The sequence below is a fragment of the Streptomyces sp. NPDC002206 genome (genome assembly GCF_053593595.1).
Genome location: NZ_JBSFCW010000001.1, coordinates 416499 through 433576, shown reverse-complemented (window position 1 = coordinate 433576; position 17078 = coordinate 416499). Strand labels below are relative to the sequence as shown.

11 protein-coding genes are annotated in these 17078 nt (G+C 70.1%); 3 read left to right on the top strand and 8 right to left on the bottom strand.

All coding sequences use genetic code 11. The features are described from left to right. Positions 1–78 precede the first annotated feature (78 nt). Complete coding sequence (locus ACWCP8_RS01955; RefSeq protein ID WP_451113926.1) at positions 79–3336, bottom strand: tetratricopeptide repeat protein; 3258 nt, start codon at positions 3334–3336, stop codon at positions 79–81. A 161-nt stretch (positions 3337–3497) separates the two neighbouring features. Here ACWCP8_RS01955 and ACWCP8_RS01950 point away from each other — a divergent pair, with 161 nt between their 5' ends. Continuing rightward, positions 3498–5513 (top strand): thioredoxin domain-containing protein, encoded by a 2016-nt coding sequence (locus tag ACWCP8_RS01950; protein WP_451113925.1) that lies wholly within the window; start codon positions 3498–3500, stop codon positions 5511–5513. A gap of 48 nt (positions 5514–5561) precedes the next feature. On the opposite strand, the gene ACWCP8_RS01945 is transcribed toward ACWCP8_RS01950, so the two are convergent. Together ACWCP8_RS01945 and trhA are read right to left on the bottom strand one after the other, a co-directional pair. Beyond that, a complete protein-coding gene (locus ACWCP8_RS01945) occupies positions 5562–6194 on the bottom strand; it encodes a TetR/AcrR family transcriptional regulator (RefSeq protein WP_451113924.1) in 633 nt (210 codons plus the stop codon). 127 nt (positions 6195–6321) lie between these two features. Continuing rightward, positions 6322–7044, bottom strand: coding sequence for a PAQR family membrane homeostasis protein TrhA (gene trhA, locus ACWCP8_RS01940; protein ID WP_356005274.1), 723 nt, complete (start codon positions 7042–7044; stop codon positions 6322–6324). A gap of 196 nt (positions 7045–7240) precedes the next feature. On the opposite strand from trhA, the gene ACWCP8_RS01935 reads away from it, so the two are divergent. Beyond that, positions 7241–9067 (top strand): phosphoenolpyruvate carboxykinase (GTP), encoded by a 1827-nt coding sequence (locus ACWCP8_RS01935; protein WP_352267622.1) that lies wholly within the window; start codon positions 7241–7243, stop codon positions 9065–9067. 272 nt (positions 9068–9339) lie between these two features. On the opposite strand, the gene ACWCP8_RS01930 is transcribed toward ACWCP8_RS01935, so the two are convergent. The 5 genes from ACWCP8_RS01930 to ACWCP8_RS01910 form a co-directional block, all read right to left on the bottom strand. Next, positions 9340–9930, bottom strand: coding sequence for a hypothetical protein (locus ACWCP8_RS01930; RefSeq protein WP_451114127.1), 591 nt, complete (start codon positions 9928–9930; stop codon positions 9340–9342). 16 nt (positions 9931–9946) lie between these two features. After that, complete coding sequence (locus tag ACWCP8_RS01925; protein WP_451113923.1) at positions 9947–11563, bottom strand: substrate-binding and vWA domain-containing protein; 1617 nt, start codon at positions 11561–11563, stop codon at positions 9947–9949. Then, positions 11560–12777, bottom strand: coding sequence for a toxic anion resistance protein (locus tag ACWCP8_RS01920; protein WP_451113922.1), 1218 nt, complete (start codon positions 12775–12777; stop codon positions 11560–11562). Before ACWCP8_RS01920 ends, ACWCP8_RS01925 begins: the two co-directional genes overlap by 4 nt. Further along, positions 12777–13880 carry a substrate-binding domain-containing protein gene (locus ACWCP8_RS01915; protein ID WP_451113921.1) on the bottom strand — a complete coding sequence of 368 codons (1104 nt, stop codon included), beginning with the start codon at positions 13878–13880 and terminating at the stop codon, positions 12777–12779. The genes ACWCP8_RS01920 and ACWCP8_RS01915 overlap by 1 nt, the downstream gene beginning before the upstream one ends. 192 nt (positions 13881–14072) lie before the next feature. Further along, the gene (locus ACWCP8_RS01910; RefSeq protein ID WP_451113920.1) at positions 14073–15257 is read right to left on the bottom strand and encodes a hypothetical protein; all 1185 of its coding nucleotides are present in this window, start codon (positions 15255–15257) and stop codon (positions 14073–14075) included. Positions 15258–15644: 387 nt separating this feature from the next. Between ACWCP8_RS01910 and ACWCP8_RS01905 the strand changes: the two genes are divergently transcribed. Next, positions 15645–17048, top strand: coding sequence for a glycosyltransferase family 39 protein (locus ACWCP8_RS01905; RefSeq protein ID WP_451113919.1), 1404 nt, complete (start codon positions 15645–15647; stop codon positions 17046–17048). Positions 17049–17078: the final 30 nt, after the last annotated feature.

Sequence of the window (17078 nt, the reverse complement as noted above, 5' to 3'; positions counted from 1 at the left end):
GTCCCTACCTGCCGGACGGGCTTGATCCACCGCCCGTCCGGCACATACGAGTGCCCGGCAAGAGGCCTCGGCCCCGTCCTACGACCTCGCCCCCACCGGTACGCCCATGATTTCGCGGGCATGGCGGGTCGGTGTCATGCCCAGGCGCCAGGCCTGCCAGCCGTCCTCCAGATCGACCCCGCGGTTCAGGACCACCGTGAACGCCTCCGCGCAGTCCTCCAGCTTGCTGTCGCGGGTCGGATGGCCGGCCCCGAGCAGGTCGGCGAGCTCCTGCTGGGCCACCACCGTGCCCACCTCCGTGCCGCCCGCCGACGCGTACGGCAGCAGCGTGCAGCGCAGGAAGTGGGCCCAGTCGGCGCCCCGCGTGTCGTCGTACGAGTCGAACAGCTGCGCCGCCTCGTCGCACAGGGCCAGCGCCTGCGGCGCGCGGTTGTTGCCCGCGTCGATCAGAACCAGCTCCAGACACGTCCACGCCTCGCCGTGGGCGACACCGATCCGCCGGAAGTCGGCCCGGGCGTCGACCAGGAGCTGCCGGGCGAAGCCGGAGTTGCGCAGATTGCCGGTCTGGGCGGCCCGCTGGTCGCGGGTGACCCGGCCCGAGTGGTGCCGGGCACACGCCAGCCCGTACACATCCCGCATCCGGGAGAACATCGTGCGCGCCCGCTCCAGTTCCCGAACCGCCTGATCGGTGTCGCCGGTCTCCTCCAGAGCCTGCCCCAGGTAGTACAGCGTCCACGCCTCGCCCCGCGCGTCCTCGCTGTCCCGGTGCAGGGACAGCGCCCGGCGCAGCTCGTCGACCGCCGGGGCCGCGTCGCCGTCGAGCAGCCGGGCGCGCGCCAACTGGGTCAGCGCCCAGGCCTCGCCGCGTTCGTCACGGGTGCGGCCGTACAGATCCAGCGCCGTGCGCAGCGCCTCGTCGGCCCCCGCCACATCGCCCATCCGCAGCAGGGTCTGACCCAGCTGGAACCGCGCCCACGCCTCGCCGTGCAGCGACTCGCCCTCCCGGTGAAGGACCAGTGCCGTGTCGAGGAGGGCCAGAGCCTCGGCGAGACGACCGCGGTCACGCTCGACGGCGGCCAGCGCATGCAGCGACCACGCCCGGTCCGCGGCCTGCTCGTCCGAGGACTGCAGCCCGATCGCCTCGCGCAGCCGCGCCGCCGCCTCGGTCAGGTTGCCCTGGTGGTGCAGGGTGATGCCGAGCGAGCAGAGCGCCAGCGCCGTGCCCGCCTCGTTCTGCGCCTCACGGTAGAGGCCGACGACCGAGGACAAGGTGGTACGGGCCTTGTCCAGCTCACCGAGTTGCCGGGCCGCGATACCGGTACGCCACTGGACCGACCGCTCGAGCAAGCCCTTGTCGACGGCCTGCGTCAACTCACTGATCTCGCCCAGCCGGTAGAGGTCGCCGCGCAGCAGGCAGTAGTCGCACAGCGCGCCCAGCAGATCCAGCACGGCCCCCTGGTCGACGCCCTCCGCGTGCCGCAGCGCGGAGGTGATGAAGCTCGACTCGTCGTCCAGCCAGCGCAGCGCCGCGTCCAGCGAGGTGAAGCCGTGCGAGCCGAACTGCCCCGCCCGGGTCGACATCTTGCCGTCCACCATCCGGATCACCGCACCGGCGAGCTCCGCATAGTTGTGGATCAGCCGCTCCTGCGCGGCCGTACGGTCTGCCGCCCCCTCCTCGTCCAGCAGCCGGGCGAGGGCGAAGCCCCGTACCAGATCGTGCAAGCGGTAACGCGAGCCCCGCACATGATCGAGGAGCCCGGCCCGGCACAGGACCGTCAGCAGCCGCTGCGCCTCCTGCTCCTCGGCTGACAGCAGCGCCGCGGCCGCCGCCGCGCCCAGGCTGGCGCGCCCGGCCAGCGCGAGCCGGCGCAGCAGCCGCCGCGCCTGCTCGGACTGGTCGGTGTAGCGCAGCCACAGCGTCCGCTCGACGGGGGCGACCGGACCGTACGCGGCGAGATCGGTGGCCAGCGAGCTGCGGGTACGCGCCCCGAGCGAGGACCCCGCGACGCGCAGCGCCAGCGGCAGGCTGCCGCACAGCTCGGTGATGGTGTCGGTCGACTGGGAGTCGTACGGCCCCAGCTCCTGCTCCTCGGCCGACGCGCGCAGCAACTCCTCCGCGCCTGCCGCGTCCAGAGGCCCCACCGGCAGCTGGTGCACCCAGGCCGGGATGTCGGCGGGCAGGTCCAGGGGCGCACGGGCGGTGACCAGGACCAGGCTGTCGGAGCGCTCAGGGATGAGCGTGCGGACCTGCGCCGGGTCGCCGGCGTCGTCGAGGACGACCGTCACCGGCGTACCGGTCAGATGCTGGTGGTACAGCTCGCCGAGCCGTCGCACCTGCTGCTCCGCGGAGGACCTTCCCCAGGCTTTCGACCCCTCTCGACCGGGGGAGACCCCGTCCCGGAACAGCAGCTGCTCGCGGGGCGCGCCCAGGCGGTTCAGCAGATGCAGCAGTGCGTCACGGGTCGGCAGCGGATTCTCGCCGATGATGTCGGAGCGCAGATCCACCACGCAGGCGCCCCGGAACTGGTCCTTCAGTTCGTGTGCCGCCCGAACGGCGAGGGTGGTGCGGCCCGAACCGGGCTCGCCGTGCAGCACGACGACGGTCGGCTTCGTCTCCGTCGAGGCCCGGGCCGCGTGCACCCACCGGGCGATCTGCGCCAGCTCGGCCCGGCGACCCGCGAACGGCCCGTCGGGGGCGGGCAGATGACTGAAGGACTGGCCGAGCAACGACCGGGTGCGCGCCGCCGCACTGCGGTCCCCGCCGCGCAGCTGCGGCACGACGGTGGCGGCCTTCTTCTTCGGCGCACGGGACGACGCGGTCAGCATCCGCTGCTGGTCCAGGAACGGGCGTATACCCCGTACCTCCAGCGCCGCCAGCCACTGCAGCCGCAGCTGCTCGGGGCCGCCGGGCTGACCCAGCGCACCCGCCTTCCGGTGGGCGGCGGGCCAGTGCGAGGCGGTCACCTTGGCGACGGTGGTCGCGGCGCCCGCGACGGCGACGACGGCGCCTGCGCCGAGCGCCGGCCCGGCCGAAGTGCCGAGCGCGACATCCGCGCAGAACGCGGCAGCTGCGGCAACCCCCGTCACCAGCAGGGGAGTTCCCATCGCCGCCTTGCTGAATCGCTGCGACAGGGGCTGCTGCCCGGCCTCCATCGCGTCGAGTGCCTGGACGTACGCGGCGTACTCCTCGCCCGCGTCGGCCACCAGGGAATCGAGGGCGGCCCGCCCACGCGCCATCAGCGCCGCGGCGTCGGTCCGGCCGCCCGATCGGCGCACCTCTTCCTCCACGGCGCGTACCAACAGCCGTTCGGCTTCGGCCCGGTGGCTGTCCCGCATGTTCGTCCCCCTCCGAGAGCTTCGGTTCGGGACAAGTGTCCTGTGTGGGGCGGCTGAGCGCGAGAGAGCGAGGGGATCGGCCGTGACCGCCCGGGGTGCGAGTCACGGCCCCGGCCCGTGGCGTGCCGCAGTCGCTTCGCCCGGTGCGCAAGGATGGGGGTATGCCCAATCGACTCGCGCAGGTCACCTCCCCGTATCTCCTTCAGCACGCGGACAATCCGGTCGACTGGTGGCCGTGGTCGCCCGAGGCGTTCGAGGAGGCGCGCAACCGGAACGTGCCGGTGCTGCTGAGCGTCGGCTATGCGAGCTGTCATTGGTGCCATGTCATGGCGCACGAGTCGTTCGAGGACGAGGAGGTCGCCGCGTATCTGAACGCGCACTTCGTCGCGGTGAAGGTCGACCGCGAGGAGCGGCCCGACGTCGATGCCGTGTACATGGAGGCCGTGCAGGCCGCGACCGGTCAGGGCGGCTGGCCGATGACCGTCTTCCTGACCGCCGACGCCGAGCCCTTCTACTTCGGTACGTACTTCCCGCCCGAGCCCCGCCACGGCATGCCGTCCTTCCTCCAGGTGCTCGAAGGTGTCGTGTCCGCCTGGACCGACCGCCGCGACGAGGTCGCCGAGGTCGCCGGGCGCATCGTCCGTGATCTGGCGGGCCGCTCGCTGGCGCACGGCGGGGAGGGGCTGCCGGGCGAGTCGGAGCTGGCGCAGGCGCTGCTCGCGCTGAGCCGTGAGTACGACGAGAAGCACGGCGGCTTCGGTGGCGCCCCGAAGTTCCCGCCGTCCATGACGATCGAGTTCCTGCTGCGCCACCACGCGCGCACCGGCGCCGAGGGCGCCCTCCAGATGGCCGCCGATACCTGTGAGGCGATGGCCAGGGGCGGGATGTACGACCAGCTCGCCGGCGGGTTCGCCCGGTACTCGGTGGACCGGGAATGGGTCGTACCGCACTTCGAGAAGATGCTCTACGACAACGCGCTGCTCTGCCGGGTGTACGCCCATCTGTGGCGGGCGACGGGGTCCGAGCCGGCCCGCCGGGTCGCGCTGGAGACCGCCGACTTCATGGTGCGGGAGCTGCGGACTACGGAGGGCGGGTTCGCCTCCGCGCTCGACGCGGACAGCGAGGACAGCGACGGCAAGCACGTCGAGGGTGCGTACTACGTGTGGACGTCCGCGCAGCTGCGCGAGGTGCTGGGCGAGGAGGACGCAGCGTTCGCCGCCGAACTCTTCGGGGTGACGGAGGAGGGCACCTTCGAGGAGGGCGCCTCCGTGCTGCAACTGCCGCGCACCGACGTGGCGGTGGATGCGGACCGGGCCGCCGATGTACGGGCCCGGCTGCTCGCGGCCCGCGAGGAGCGGATGTGTCCCGGAAGGGACGACAAGGTGGTGGCGGCCTGGAACGGTCTGGCGATCGCCGCGCTCGCCGAGGCCGGGGCGTACTTCGACCGTCCCGATCTGATCGAGCGCGCCACCGAGGCGGCCGACCTGCTGGTCCGGGTCCATATGGGTGACGTCGCCCGGCTGGCCCGGACGTCCAAGGACGGCCGGACGGGAGACAACGCCGGGGTGCTGGAGGACTACGGCGATGTCGCGGAGGGTTTCCTCGCGCTGGCCGCCGTCACCGGCGAGGGTGTCTGGCTGGAGTTCGCCGGCTTCCTGCTCGACATCGTGCTCCAGCACTTCACCGGCGAGGGCGGGCAGCTGTACGACACGGCGGACGACGCGGAACAGCTCATCCGCCGCCCGCAGGACCCCACCGACAGTGCGACCCCGGCGGGCTGGACGGCGGCGGCCGGGGCGCTGCTCTCCTACGCGGCACACACCGGCTCGGAGGCCCATCGCACCGCCGCGGAGGGTGCGCTGGGGGTGGTGAAGGCGCTGGGGCCGCGGGTGCCGCGGTTCATCGGGTGGGGACTCGCGGTCGCGGAGGCGCTGCTCGACGGTCCGCGCGAGGTGGCGGTCGCCGGTCCGGTCGGCGGCGAACTGCACCGCACGGCGCTGCGGGGGCGGGCGCCGGGGGCGGTGGTCGCGGCGGGCGCGGCGGGCGGTACGGAGTTTCCGCTGCTGGCGGACCGGCCGATGGTGGACGGAGCGCCGACCGCATACGTCTGCCGGCACTTTGTGTGCGATGCGCCGACGACGGACGCGCAGGAGCTGGCGCGGAAGCTCGGGGGGTGACCGGGGGCTGCCGGGCTCGGTCACCCCGGCTCGACCGCGTCGGAGGCGTCAGAGCGTCAGGCCGCCCTCGAGCGTGTCCAGGGCCTGGTCGACCATCGCGATCAGGTCACCTTCCTGACCGTGCTCGCCCCAGTACAGCGTCACCTCGCGCAGCGCCCCCAGCACCGCCGCGATGAACACCCGGACCTGCAGGTCGTCGGCGCTGCGGCCGCTGCGGTCGGCGAGTACCCGGGCCAGGACGTTCGCCGTGTCCGACATGGTCTCCGATATCCGCGCCCGGATCGCGGGGACCTCCACCATCAGCCGGGTGCGCCGGCGAAGTTCCTCCTCCTCGGTGGTGAGGAATGCCGCCAGTGCCTCTGTCACGACGAACCGCAGTGACTGCAGCGGCGGTTCGTCCGCGGGGCGGTTGCGCAGCTCCTCTTCCATGAGGGGGTCGTACTCGTCGGTGAGGACGATGTCCTCCTTGGTCGCGAAGTACCGGAAGACGGTGCTCGGCGACACCTCGGCCGCCTCCGCGATCTGCTCGATCGTGGTCGCGTCGTACCCCTGCTCGGCGATGAGCCGGTACGTCGAGCGCCGGATCGCCATCCTGGTCTTGAGTTTCTTCCGTTCGCGCAGCCCCGGCCGGGGCTGCGCCTCGACGGAGGTGGGAGGCGGGGTACGGGAGGTGGCGGCCATGATCGCCATTGTCGGGCATCGACGGGCGCCGGGGCCATGCTGCCGTCCACCGGTCCGGGCCGGAGCGGTGGCATGCACAGTGGCCGCGGCTTTCGAGCCGCGGCCACTGTGGGGCAGGAGGGGGCGCTCAGCTGTGGTTGTACGCCACCAGCGAGATGCCGACGTAGTGCACGACGAACGCCGCCAGGGTCAGCGAGTGGAAGACCTCGTGGAAGCCGAACCATCGGGGTGACGGGTTGGGCCGTTTGATGCCGTAGATGACGCCGCCGGCGCTGTAGAGCAGCCCGCCGACGATCACCAGGACGAGCACCGCGATCCCGCCGGTGCGCATGAAGTCGGGCAGGAAGAAGACCGCCGCCCATCCCATCGCTATGTAGCAGGGTGTGTAGAGCCAGCGGGGGGCGCCGACCCAGAAAACCCGGAAGGCGATGCCGGCCGCGGCCGCCGCCCAGACCGCCCACAGCAGCGGTCGCCCGGTCGACTCCGGGAGCAGCAGCAAGGTCAGTGGCGTGTAGGTGCCCGCGATGATCAGGAAGATGTTGGCGTGGTCGAGCCGGCGCAGCACCGCCTCGCCGCGCGGACCCCAGGTGCCGCGGTGGTAGACCGCGCTCACTCCGAAGAGCAGGCATGCGGTCACGATGTAGATGCCGCAGGCGATCCGGCCGCGGGTGCTGTCCGTGAGCGCGATCAGCACGATCCCCGCGATCAGCACCGCGGGGAACATTCCGGCGTGCAGCCAGCCGCGCAGGTGCGGCTTCACCGGGAACGGCGCCGCTTCGGCCGGGTCGAGCCCGGCTGGTGCGACCTCGGGTTCGGCCTCGGCTGGTTCGGGCGCGGCGGCAGCAGTCATGTCCGCATGCTACCTACGCCACCGTAGGTTGCGAACTCGAGTGGTGATGCTCACGTGGGCGGCCCCCTGGACATATGGGCGAATCGGTCGGATGATCAAATGAGTGCGGTCGGCACCGGATGAGCGGCTACGAAGCATCCGGGTCGCGGCCCCCACGGGGCACCTACCAAGAAGACACCCTCAAAAAGGAGCGATCGTGGCGCGCGACATCGCGGCTCCCCTCACTGTTCCCACCCGTCACCAGGAGCTTGTCACCTGGGTGAACGAGATCGCAGCCCTCACCCAGCCGGACCGTGTGGTCTGGTGCGATGGCTCCGAGGCCGAGTACGAGCGCCTGTGCGGGGAGCTCGTGGCCAACGGCACGTTCACCAAGCTCGACGAGACGAAGCGGCCGAACTCGTACTACGCCGCCTCCGACCCGAGCGATGTGGCCCGTGTCGAGGACCGCACCTTCATCTGCTCCGAGAAGGAGGAGGACGCGGGCCCGACGAACCACTGGAAGGCCCCCGCCGAGATGCGGGAGATCTTCACTGGTGAGCAGGGTGTCTTCCGCGGCTCCATGCGCGGTCGCACGATGTACGTCGTCCCGTTCTGCATGGGCCCCGTCGGCTCCCCGCTGTCCGCGATCGGCGTCGAGATCACCGACTCCGCGTACGTCGCCGTCTCGATGCGCACCATGACCCGCATGGGCCAGGTCGTCCTCGACGAGCTCGGCACCGATGGCTTCTTCGTCAAGGCCGTCCACACGCTGGGCGCGCCCCTGGAGGAGGGTCAGGAGGACGTTCCGTGGCCGTGCAACTCCACCAAGTACATCTCGCACTTCCCCGAGGACCGCGAGATCTGGTCGTACGGCTCCGGCTACGGCGGCAACGCCCTGCTCGGCAAGAAGTGCTACGCGCTCCGCATAGCCTCGGTGATGGCCCGCGACGAGGGCTGGCTCGCCGAGCACATGCTGATCCTGAAGCTCACGCCGCCGCAGGGTGAGTCGAAGTATGTCGCCGCCGCGTTCCCGAGCGCCTGCGGCAAGACCAACCTCGCCATGCTGGAGCCCACGATCTCCGGCTGGACCGTCGAGACCATCGGTGACGACATCGCCTGGATGCGGTTCGGCGAGGACGGCCGCCTCTACGCGATCAACCCCGAGGCCGGTTTCTTCGGCGTCGCGCCCGGCACCGGCGAGCACACCAATGCCAACGCCATGAAGACCATGTGGGGCAACTCCGTCTTCACGAACGTCGCGCTCACCGACGACGGTGACGTGTGGTGGGAGGGCATGACCGAGACGGCCCCCGCCCACCTCACGGACTGGAAGGGCAACGACTGGACGCCCGCGTCCGAGACGCCCGCTGCCCACCCCAACGCCCGCTTCACCGTGCCGGCCGGGCAGTGCCCGATCATCGCGCCGGAGTGGGAGGACCCGAAGGGTGTGCCGATCTCGGCCATCCTCTTCGGCGGCCGCCGCGCCTCGGCCGTACCGCTGGTCACCGAGTCCTTCGACTGGCAGCACGGTGTCTTCCTCGGTGCCAACGTGGCCTCCGAGAAGACCGCCGCCGCCGAGGGCAAGGTCGGCGAGCTGCGCCGCGACCCGTTCGCCATGCTGCCGTTCTGCGGCTACAACATGGGCGACTACATGAACCACTGGATCAAGGTCGGCGCCGACAAGCCCGACCAGTCCAAGCTGCCGAAGATCTACTACGTGAACTGGTTCCGCAAGAACGAGGCGGGCAAGTTCGTGTGGCCGGGCTTCGGCGAGAACAGCCGCGTCCTGAAGTGGATCGTCGAGCGCCTCCAGGGCAAGGCCGAGGGCGTCGAGACGCCGATCGGCATCCTGCCCGCCAAGGGCTCCCTGGACACCAACGGCCTGGACCTCTCCGAGTCCGAGCTGGACTTCCTGCTCACGGTCGACAAGGAGGTCTGGCGCGAGGAGGCGGCGCTGGTTCCCGAGCACCTCAACACCTTCGGTGACCACACGCCGAAGGAGCTGTGGGACGAGTACCGCGCGCTGGTCCAGCGTCTGGGCTGACGCCCGCCGGGGCGCACTCCCGAAGTGCGCCCCCCATGCACACTCCGCGGCCGGGTCTCCCGACATCCACCCTGACCTGTGGGTCAACGGCCCGACGCGGTACAGCCCCCGGAACTCCCTGACGGTTCCGGGGGCCGCCCTTTCCCGCCCCTTTTATAGAGAACGTCCGCACAGCGCTGCAGGCCAGCGCACGAGATCTTCACGGCGCTTCGTCGTTCCTTCACATTGCCTCCGGCGGGGGCGCACGGAGGCCGGACGGGCCTGTGCGGGACTCAGTTCGCCCGGCCCCGGTCCTCCAGGTACCGCGTATGCGTCTGCTGCCGGCGCGCCTCGGCCTCCCGCAGCCCCGCGGCCAGCGACTCCGCCTCCCGGTGCAGCAGCGACAGCTGCTGTTCGAGCGGGCGCTCGGGCGGCTCGGTGCCCGGCGTCAGCCGTGTCCACCAGCGGGTCCGCATATACGTGTCGACGGATTCCGGGATGTCCTGGTGCACGGCGCGGGACAGGGCGTGGATGGCTTCCGGGTCGGTGGCGAGGGCCTCGGAGACCCAGCCGGGTGCGAGCAGCCCTTCCAGCAGCCCGATCAGCTCGGCGAGCCGCCCGGAGGCGGCGGGCGGCAGCTCCACCTCGGCCAGATACTCCCGCAGGGTCGCGAAGTCGGCCCGCACCGTCTCCAGCTGCGACGACGGATCGGGGAAGTCCGGGGCGGGCGGCCGCTCGGGCGGGGCGAGCAGTGCGCCCGCGCCGTACAGCCCGACGATCACCACCGGCCAGTACGCACCGGCGAGTCCGGTGAAGGTGAGGGCGAGCCCGGCGATCCCGCACGCACTCCCGGTGAGATTCTTGCGGGACTCGACGTACGCCATGACCCGGCCCGACGATCTACTGGTAGCCACGGATCTCCTCAAATGCCCCGTCCAGGGAGCCCGGCCCCTGGTCCTTCGTCGCGTCGAAGAGCCGGCCGCCGGTCAGGGTGGCGATCGCGTCCAGTTCCGCACGGTCCGAGTCGCCGAAGACGACCGGGAAGACGGGGGTGACGCGGCGCGCCGCCGGGAGCGAGCGGTAGAAGGCGGCGAAGTCGTCGGCCGAGTCGCCCGTCGTGTTCTCGCCGTCCGTCATCAGGACGATCGAGGTGAACGCGGACTCGGTGTCCGGACCCAGCCGGTCGTAGGCCGACTCCAGACTCGAGAAGATCGCGGTTTCGCCGCTTGCGGTCAGGGCGGCGGTGTCCGCCTTGATCGCCGCGAGCCCGGCCCGCGGGTCGGCCGGATCGACCGTATGCGTACGTGCCCGCTTCACCGACGACCCGAACGGCAGCAGCGTGACCTCCTCCCGTTCCCGGAAGTCCCCGGTCAGCCCGGTCAGCGCCGCCTTCAGCTTCCGCAGCCGCTCGCCCTCCATCGACCCGGACGTGTCCAGCACGTACACGGTGCGCGAGGGCCGCCGGAGCTTGTTCTCGTAACTGTCGAGCAGTCCGTCCGCGACGGATCGCGAGCCGGGGAACGGAAGTTCCCGGCGGGCCTCGGCGGCCAGCGGCGCCGCCGGCCGTACGGAGGCGACGACCGGGCGGCGGAACGTCTCCCGGGTCAGCTGCCGCTGCACGGCGGGGGAGCGGAGGTACGAGGTCAGGGCGCGGACCGCGTCCTTGGCGTCGGGCGAGGCGGCGGAGAGCAGGCTCAGCGGGTAGTCGGCCGTCACCACACCGTCGCGCGGGCGGATCACGGTGAGCCCGGTGTGACTGTCCCGGTTGAGGGAGAGCAGCACGGACTCGTAGTTGATCAGCGCGTCGACCGTGCCATGCCTGGCGTACGCGGTGGCCAGCCAGCCGGACGAACCGGAGGTCAGCCGCTGCCCGCCGAAGAACTCCTTCAGCTTCCCGCTCGCCTTGCGCACATCGGCGTCGGTCAGCGCGGACTGGGCGCCGGACAGCGCCGAGGCGACCGAAACCAGTGCGGAGAAGCCGGAGTTGGAACGAGCCGGATCAGTCATGCCGTACGTCAGCCGCCCGTCGGCGACCGCCTGATGCACCTGCGTCCAGGTGACATCCGACGCGTCCCAGCCGAGTCGTTTCACCACCGACGGCTTGACGCCGAGGGCGACCGGCGAGGTCATCAGCGGGGTCTCGGAAGTGATCCGCTTCGCCGCGTCCGGACGGAGCCGCAGATAGTCGTCGGACGACAGCCACACCGCGTCGTACGCCCCGTCCGCCTTCCCGGACCCGAGCTGGTCGACGGCGTCGAGCGTCCCGGTCCAGGTGGGCCGCACGCTGATCCTGGTCGCCTTCCGTGCCTGCGCCAACAGCGGCTTCATATCGGCGAGTTCACTGGACGCGAGCACCCGCAGCGTCCCGGCCCGAGGGGCGCCGTCGTCCTTCTTCCCGGGCGCCGCGGGACCGTCCGTCGCCGAACACGCCGCCAGCGGTACGAGCACCGCGACGGCCAGCAGCGACGCGAGTGTGCGCGACACCCGGCGCCGCAGCCTTCTCAGCCGGCCCGTCATCCGAGACCACCGCCCTCGAGGGCGCCCGCGGACCGGCTGCGCTCCAAGTGGGTGCTTGCCTGCTGGAGTTCGGCCGTCAGTGACTCGACGGTCGCCGCCATGGACTCGGTCGCCTGCACCTTGTACGTGTCGATCGCGTCCAGCGTCCGGTAGATCTGCTGGAACGCCGTCCGCAGCGTCTCCGCACCCACCGCTGGGTCGGCGGCGATCCGCTGGATCTCCCCGCTCTGCGTGGCGAGCATCTCCGCATTGCCGCGGATCAGATCCTCCGTCGTGGAGCGCAGCACCTGCACCTGTTCGCTCACCTTGCGCTGGCTCTCCAGCGCCGATGCCAGCATCACGGCGATCCGCAGCGCGGAGACCGTCGTGGTCGCGGCCCGGTCGACGCCCCTGATCAGCTCCTCGTTGTTGCGGCGTACGACGTCCATCGCCAGATACCCCTGCGCGCAGACCGCGAGCTGGGTCAGCAGATCCTGATGCTTCTGCCGTACGGGGAAGAGCACATCGGCGCGCAGGGCGTCCGCCTGTACGGGGTCGGCGGCCTCCGTCGCCCGGATGCGCTGCTCGACGGCGCCGTCCAGGGCCTCGGTGAGGACCACGTACTCCTGGAGCTTGCCCATCGTCTCCCAGAGCCGGGTGCGCTCGGTGTGCAGAGCGGCGTTGTCGCGACGCAGTTCGTCCTGGCCGCCGCGGAGCGAGCCCACGATCCGGTTGAGGGTGGACTGTGCGGAGGCATACTTCGCGACATGGTCGCGCAGCCTGTTGCCGCCGGGAAGTTTCGCCAGCAGCCGGCGGGCGCCGCGGCCGGGGGTGTCGCGCGGATCGAGGTCCTCGACGGTGCGGCGCAGCTCGACGAGCGAGGCACCGACCCTCGACTGCGCGTCCCCGTCCCCCGATCCGGCCGAGAGCTCGCGGACCGTTCGGTCCAGCATCCGGTTGGACTGCTGGGCGGCGCTGCGGATGTCGCCCTGCCCGAGGGCGGCGATCTCCCCGATCCTGGTGGTGAACTCGGGCGAGCGGGCATCGAGCCCGGCGAGGCTGCCGACGTACTCGGTGGCGCGTCGCGTCATCTCCGTGCGCACGGAGTCGTCGACCGGGACGAGACCGGCGGCCTGCTCGGTGCGGACGGGGGCGACGGGCTCGGGCGGGGTGAGGACGAGCGGCTGCGGCTCGGCTTCGGTCATGGGTGAGGTCTCCCGGGAAGCGTGGGTCATCAGCCGCGGGTCCGGCGGGCCATCGCGCGCAGCACCGTGGCGGTGGGCACGGGCGCCTGGCGGATCCCGGTCAGCTGTCGGTCGATGTAGTCGGTGTGACCGGCGGTCGCGGCGGTGAACTCGGCCGCCGCGCCCTGGGGGCGGAAGCCGTGCCGTACGGCGAGCTCACGCAGGCGCCGGTCGGTGGAGAGCAGCTCGCCGAACTGCCGTCCCGAGTCGGTCAGCGGTACGAGGGTGTGGTCGCTGGAGACGGTGGTGTCCGGATAGAGGACGACCAGGTCCCCGAGATCCTGCTTCTGCAGCAGCAGCGAGGCGACCTGCGACTCGTACACCAGGACCAGCGGATTGCCGACTCCACTGATGAAGTCCCGGAACGGCGCGTCACTGCTGGTCTGCTGCGCCCCCTGGACCTGGATCAGCTTCTTCAGCAGCGGCGCGGTGCGGTCGATCGCGGCCTCGTCGGCGGCGACCCGGCCGCCGTCGGCGACGTACGAGGCGGCGGCGAGGTACAGCGCGCCGGAGTTGGACGAGACGGGATCGGTGGTCGTGATGAACACCGTCCCGGTCAACTCGGCGTGTTTTCCAGCACCCTTGAGCTGTTGCCAGGTCCGGTCCGCCTTCGCGGCCTTCAGATACGGACCCATGAGCAGCTTCCCGCTGGACTTGCCGCTCAGTGTCGCCAGCCCGTTGTCCGCCAGCACCTGTGCGGCGCCTCGGTGGGCGACGACGACGAGCGGCGAGTAGAAGGGCCGGATCGGTCCGCCCTTGACGGAGGACTTGCGCTGCAGTTCGTCGGCGGGCGCCTTCGAGCCCGGGAAGGCGAAGTCATAGTCCTTCAGAGGCAGTTGGTCCATGGCCCAGGAGCCGGACGTCTCCGCCTTCACGGTGAAGCCCTTGGCAGCGAGGGCCTTCACCACATCGGGATCGGCGAAGAACTCCGCCTTCTCCGACCCGATCACTCCACGCACGGTCTTCGTTGCCGTGCTCGTGTCCTTGCTGTCGCGGCCTGCTACGACGGCTACTGCCACTCCGCCGATCAGCAGCACCGCCAGGACGATTCCCACGATGCGTCTCACACAGGCAGCGTGCTCGCGGAAACCCACATTCCGGACGGAGTTGAGTGGACGGAAGGTGAAGTGCGCATCCCAGTACGCAACGGGAGCGGCCGATTTTCTCCGCAACCCGATCACAGGAAGGACTTGGGCTGCGCTGCACGGCGCACGCACGTGTGCCGTGCCCGGACGGTCCCGGGCACGGCACACTTCAGAGGGATCCCAACGAGGTCAGGACCGCTTCTAGCTCTTCGAGAGTCCCTTCTCGGCTGCGTCCATGCCCGGCTCCATCGCCTTGTTGCCGGCGAGGCTGTTCATCAGCTGATCCAGCCAGCTCAGGTTGCTGGACTGCTGGCTCCCGTTCAGCGGCGGCCCGCTGGAGCTGAAACCCGGCGAGTTCGGCAGATCCGATACTTCCGTCCACTGCGACGTGGGGTTGCCTTCAGCATCCAGGGCGGGGCATTGGATGGCGTCCCCATTAGTTTTGCAGTGCAGGGTGAAGACGTCACCATCCGTGGTGATGATCTTGTAGAAGGCGTCATTTCCCTGGGCCCCGTCGACCGAGATGCCGCAGACGGTCTTGTCGTCGGGGAAACCCTTGATTGTGCTCAGGTCTCCCCAGCCGTCGTCGTTCGCCGATCCGTGGGTGATGTTTGCATTATTGTCGCCGCCGGCGGCTGCCCTGGTGTCGCGCCTACCGTAGAACGGCACCCCGTTGAAGAGTGCGCCGAGGAATTGCTCGTTGCCGTTGGGCCGCACCGAGTCGACACTGATGCACGGCCCGGTGTCGCCGGTGTTCCCGGTGTTGCCGGTGTCGCCCGTGGCTCCGGTGTCGCCGGTGTTCCCGGTGTCGCCCGTGGCTCCGGTGTTGCCGGTGTCGCCCGTGGCTCCGGTGTCGCCGGTGTTGCCGGTGTCGCCTGTGGCTCCGGTGTTGCCGGTGTCGCCCGTGTTCCCGGTGTTGCCGGTGTCGCCCGTGTTCCCGGTGTTGCCGGTGTCGCCCGTGGCTCCGGTGTCGCCGGTGTCGCCCGTGTTCCCGGTGTTGCCGGTGTTGCCGGTGTCGCCCGTGGCTCCGGTGTCGCCGGTGTTGCCGGTGTCGCCCGTGGCTCCGGTGGCTCCGGTGGCTCCGGTGTTGCCCTTCTTACCCTTGTTCTTGTCCTTGTCCTTGCACTTGTCCTTGTCCTTGCCGTTGTCGCCCAGGGCACCGGCAGCACCGTAGCGGTGCTTCTTGTCCTTGTCCTTGCACTTGTCGGCGCTCTGCGCGCCGACCGGGGTCACTCCGGCCGTGTGCGACGACGCGGCGATCGCCAGCGCGGGGCTGGTGAAGCCGATCATCACGAGGGCCAGCGATGCCACTGCACCGCCGGCGAGCTGCTTGCCGCGCCGGGGAAGCGGGCCCAGCCGGGATGGGGTCCCGTTTTCAGGACTCATCTGCATTACTCCTTGGGGGAACCGATGGGATTCGTCCGGAAGCTCCTTCGAGCCTTCTTCGGGATCTTTCGACAGTGAGCACAATGCGGTTGAGTGGTATGCGAAATGATCAATACAATGGCCCAGCGTAAGTAACCCATAAGAGATCCATTGGCGTGCTGTGCCTACTCCGGTCGGTGCGCGATCCGGATTATCGGTTTGGGAACGCCACGCCTGGGGCCGATCAGGGGAATGACGGCTTTCTCCGTCCGTGGCTGTCCCGGCCGACAACGCGGCGGCATTATGACTGTTTCCGTGACAACCCTTACTCGTCCTGTTCGGACCGCAGAGACTCAGCCGGAAACCACGAGGCGGAAACGACCCTTTGGGGCATCTGTCGGTCTATGGATGTGGCCGGCGCTGGCCACGCTGGCAATCGCGTTCCTCCGGATCAACGGCCCTCAGCTGGGCACCGATGAGCTCGTCACCTCGGATGTGGGCCATCGCAGCATGGGCCAGATTCTGGCGATGCTGCACAACGTCGACGCGGTGCATGCTACGTACTACGTCCTGATGCACGGGTGGATGGCCGTCTTCGGCGACTCGGAGGCGGCCATGCGCATGCCCTCGGTGCTGGCCATGAGCGGAACAGCGGCTCTTGTGGCATTGATCGGGCGCAGGCTCTTCGGCCCGCGTGCCGGGATGTGCGGCGGGATGCTCTTCGCCCTGATTCCCGTCGTGAGCCGGTTCGCTCAGGAGGCTCGCAGTTACGCCCTGGTGGTCCTGGCCGCGACCTTGGCGACGTTCCTGCTGCTCCGTGCGCTCGATATGCCTCGACGCTGGTGGCGTTGGGCAGGGTATGCCCTGTGTGTGGCGGTTGTCGGGCTACTGCACCTGGTCGCGCTGACCGTTCTGGCGGGGCACTGTGTCGCGGTTGTCCTCCGCGCCCGCCAGGAGAGCGGCGTCCTGTGGCGCTTCTGCCTCGCGGCCCTGGCCGGTGCAGCCTGTGTGATTCCGGTGGTCGTCCTGGGCACGTCGCAGGCGTCCCGCCAGCTCTTCTGGGTTCCTGAGCCCGACGCGTGGGGTCTGGCCGGCATCTGGCCCCAGGTGTTCGCCTCGGGCCTGTGTGCCGGAGTGGTGATCACGCTGGCCGCCATGGCATGGATGGAGCGCCGCGATGCCGTTCTGCTGTGCTTCACCGTGGCCGTCCTGCCTCCCTTTGTGTTGTGGGTGGCTTCCCATGGGGATATCTCCTATTTCCGTTTTCAGTACGCCATGTTCACGGTGCCGGCCTGGGCGGTGCTGGCGGGGGCCGGACTTGCCCGGGCGACGCGGTCCTGGCTGTCGGTTGGCGTGGCTCTGACCGTATTCGGTCTGCTTGTGCTGCCCGACCAGCGCAGGATGAGAGGAGAATTCGAACACGATGTCCCGCATAATGCGGATTACATGGCAGCCGCGCGAACCATCGAGAAATATTACCGCTCCGGGGATGCGGCGGTATATGTCAAGGGGGCTCCATGGATGCTCGATCAGGGAGTTCGCTATTATCTTCGATCCGGTCCGAAGCTGCGGGAAGTTTTCGTCGCCACATCGGCGGCCGAGAACAACGAACTGTATCCGGTTTATTGTCCGGTGCCGGTCACGTGCTTGAGAGGCGAGAGCCGAATCTGGGTGGTGGTACCGGGTAATAATCCGGATCCTCTGAATAGTGTCCCCGCCGATCAGGCCAGGGTGCTGCGTGCGAAGTACACCACCTCCGGGACGGTCCCCCTCAGCGGTCTGACCGTCGCGCTTCTGAAGCGCAAGCGATAGAGCCCGGTTCTGCTCCGTGCCGCCGCGGGA

What these genes read in the sequence shown, in the direction of transcription:
- ACWCP8_RS01955 (WP_451113926.1), bottom strand. Translation starts at nt 3,336, where the DNA reads ATGCGGGACAGCCACCGGGCCGAAGCCGAACGGCTGTTGGTACGCGCC.
- ACWCP8_RS01950 (WP_451113925.1), top strand. Translation starts at nt 3,498, where the DNA reads ATGCCCAATCGACTCGCGCAGGTCACCTCCCCGTATCTCCTTCAGCAC.
- ACWCP8_RS01945 (WP_451113924.1), bottom strand. Translation starts at nt 6,194, where the DNA reads ATGGCCGCCACCTCCCGTACCCCGCCTCCCACCTCCGTCGAGGCGCAG.
- trhA (WP_356005274.1), bottom strand. Translation starts at nt 7,044, where the DNA reads ATGACTGCTGCCGCCGCGCCCGAACCAGCCGAGGCCGAACCCGAGGTC.
- ACWCP8_RS01930 (WP_451114127.1), bottom strand. Translation starts at nt 9,930, where the DNA reads ATGGCGTACGTCGAGTCCCGCAAGAATCTCACCGGGAGTGCGTGCGGG.
- ACWCP8_RS01925 (WP_451113923.1), bottom strand. Translation starts at nt 11,563, where the DNA reads ATGACGGGCCGGCTGAGAAGGCTGCGGCGCCGGGTGTCGCGCACACTC.
- ACWCP8_RS01920 (WP_451113922.1), bottom strand. Translation starts at nt 12,777, where the DNA reads ATGACCCACGCTTCCCGGGAGACCTCACCCATGACCGAAGCCGAGCCG.
- ACWCP8_RS01910 (WP_451113920.1), bottom strand. Translation starts at nt 15,257, where the DNA reads ATGAGTCCTGAAAACGGGACCCCATCCCGGCTGGGCCCGCTTCCCCGG.
- ACWCP8_RS01905 (WP_451113919.1), top strand. Translation starts at nt 15,645, where the DNA reads ATGTGGCCGGCGCTGGCCACGCTGGCAATCGCGTTCCTCCGGATCAAC.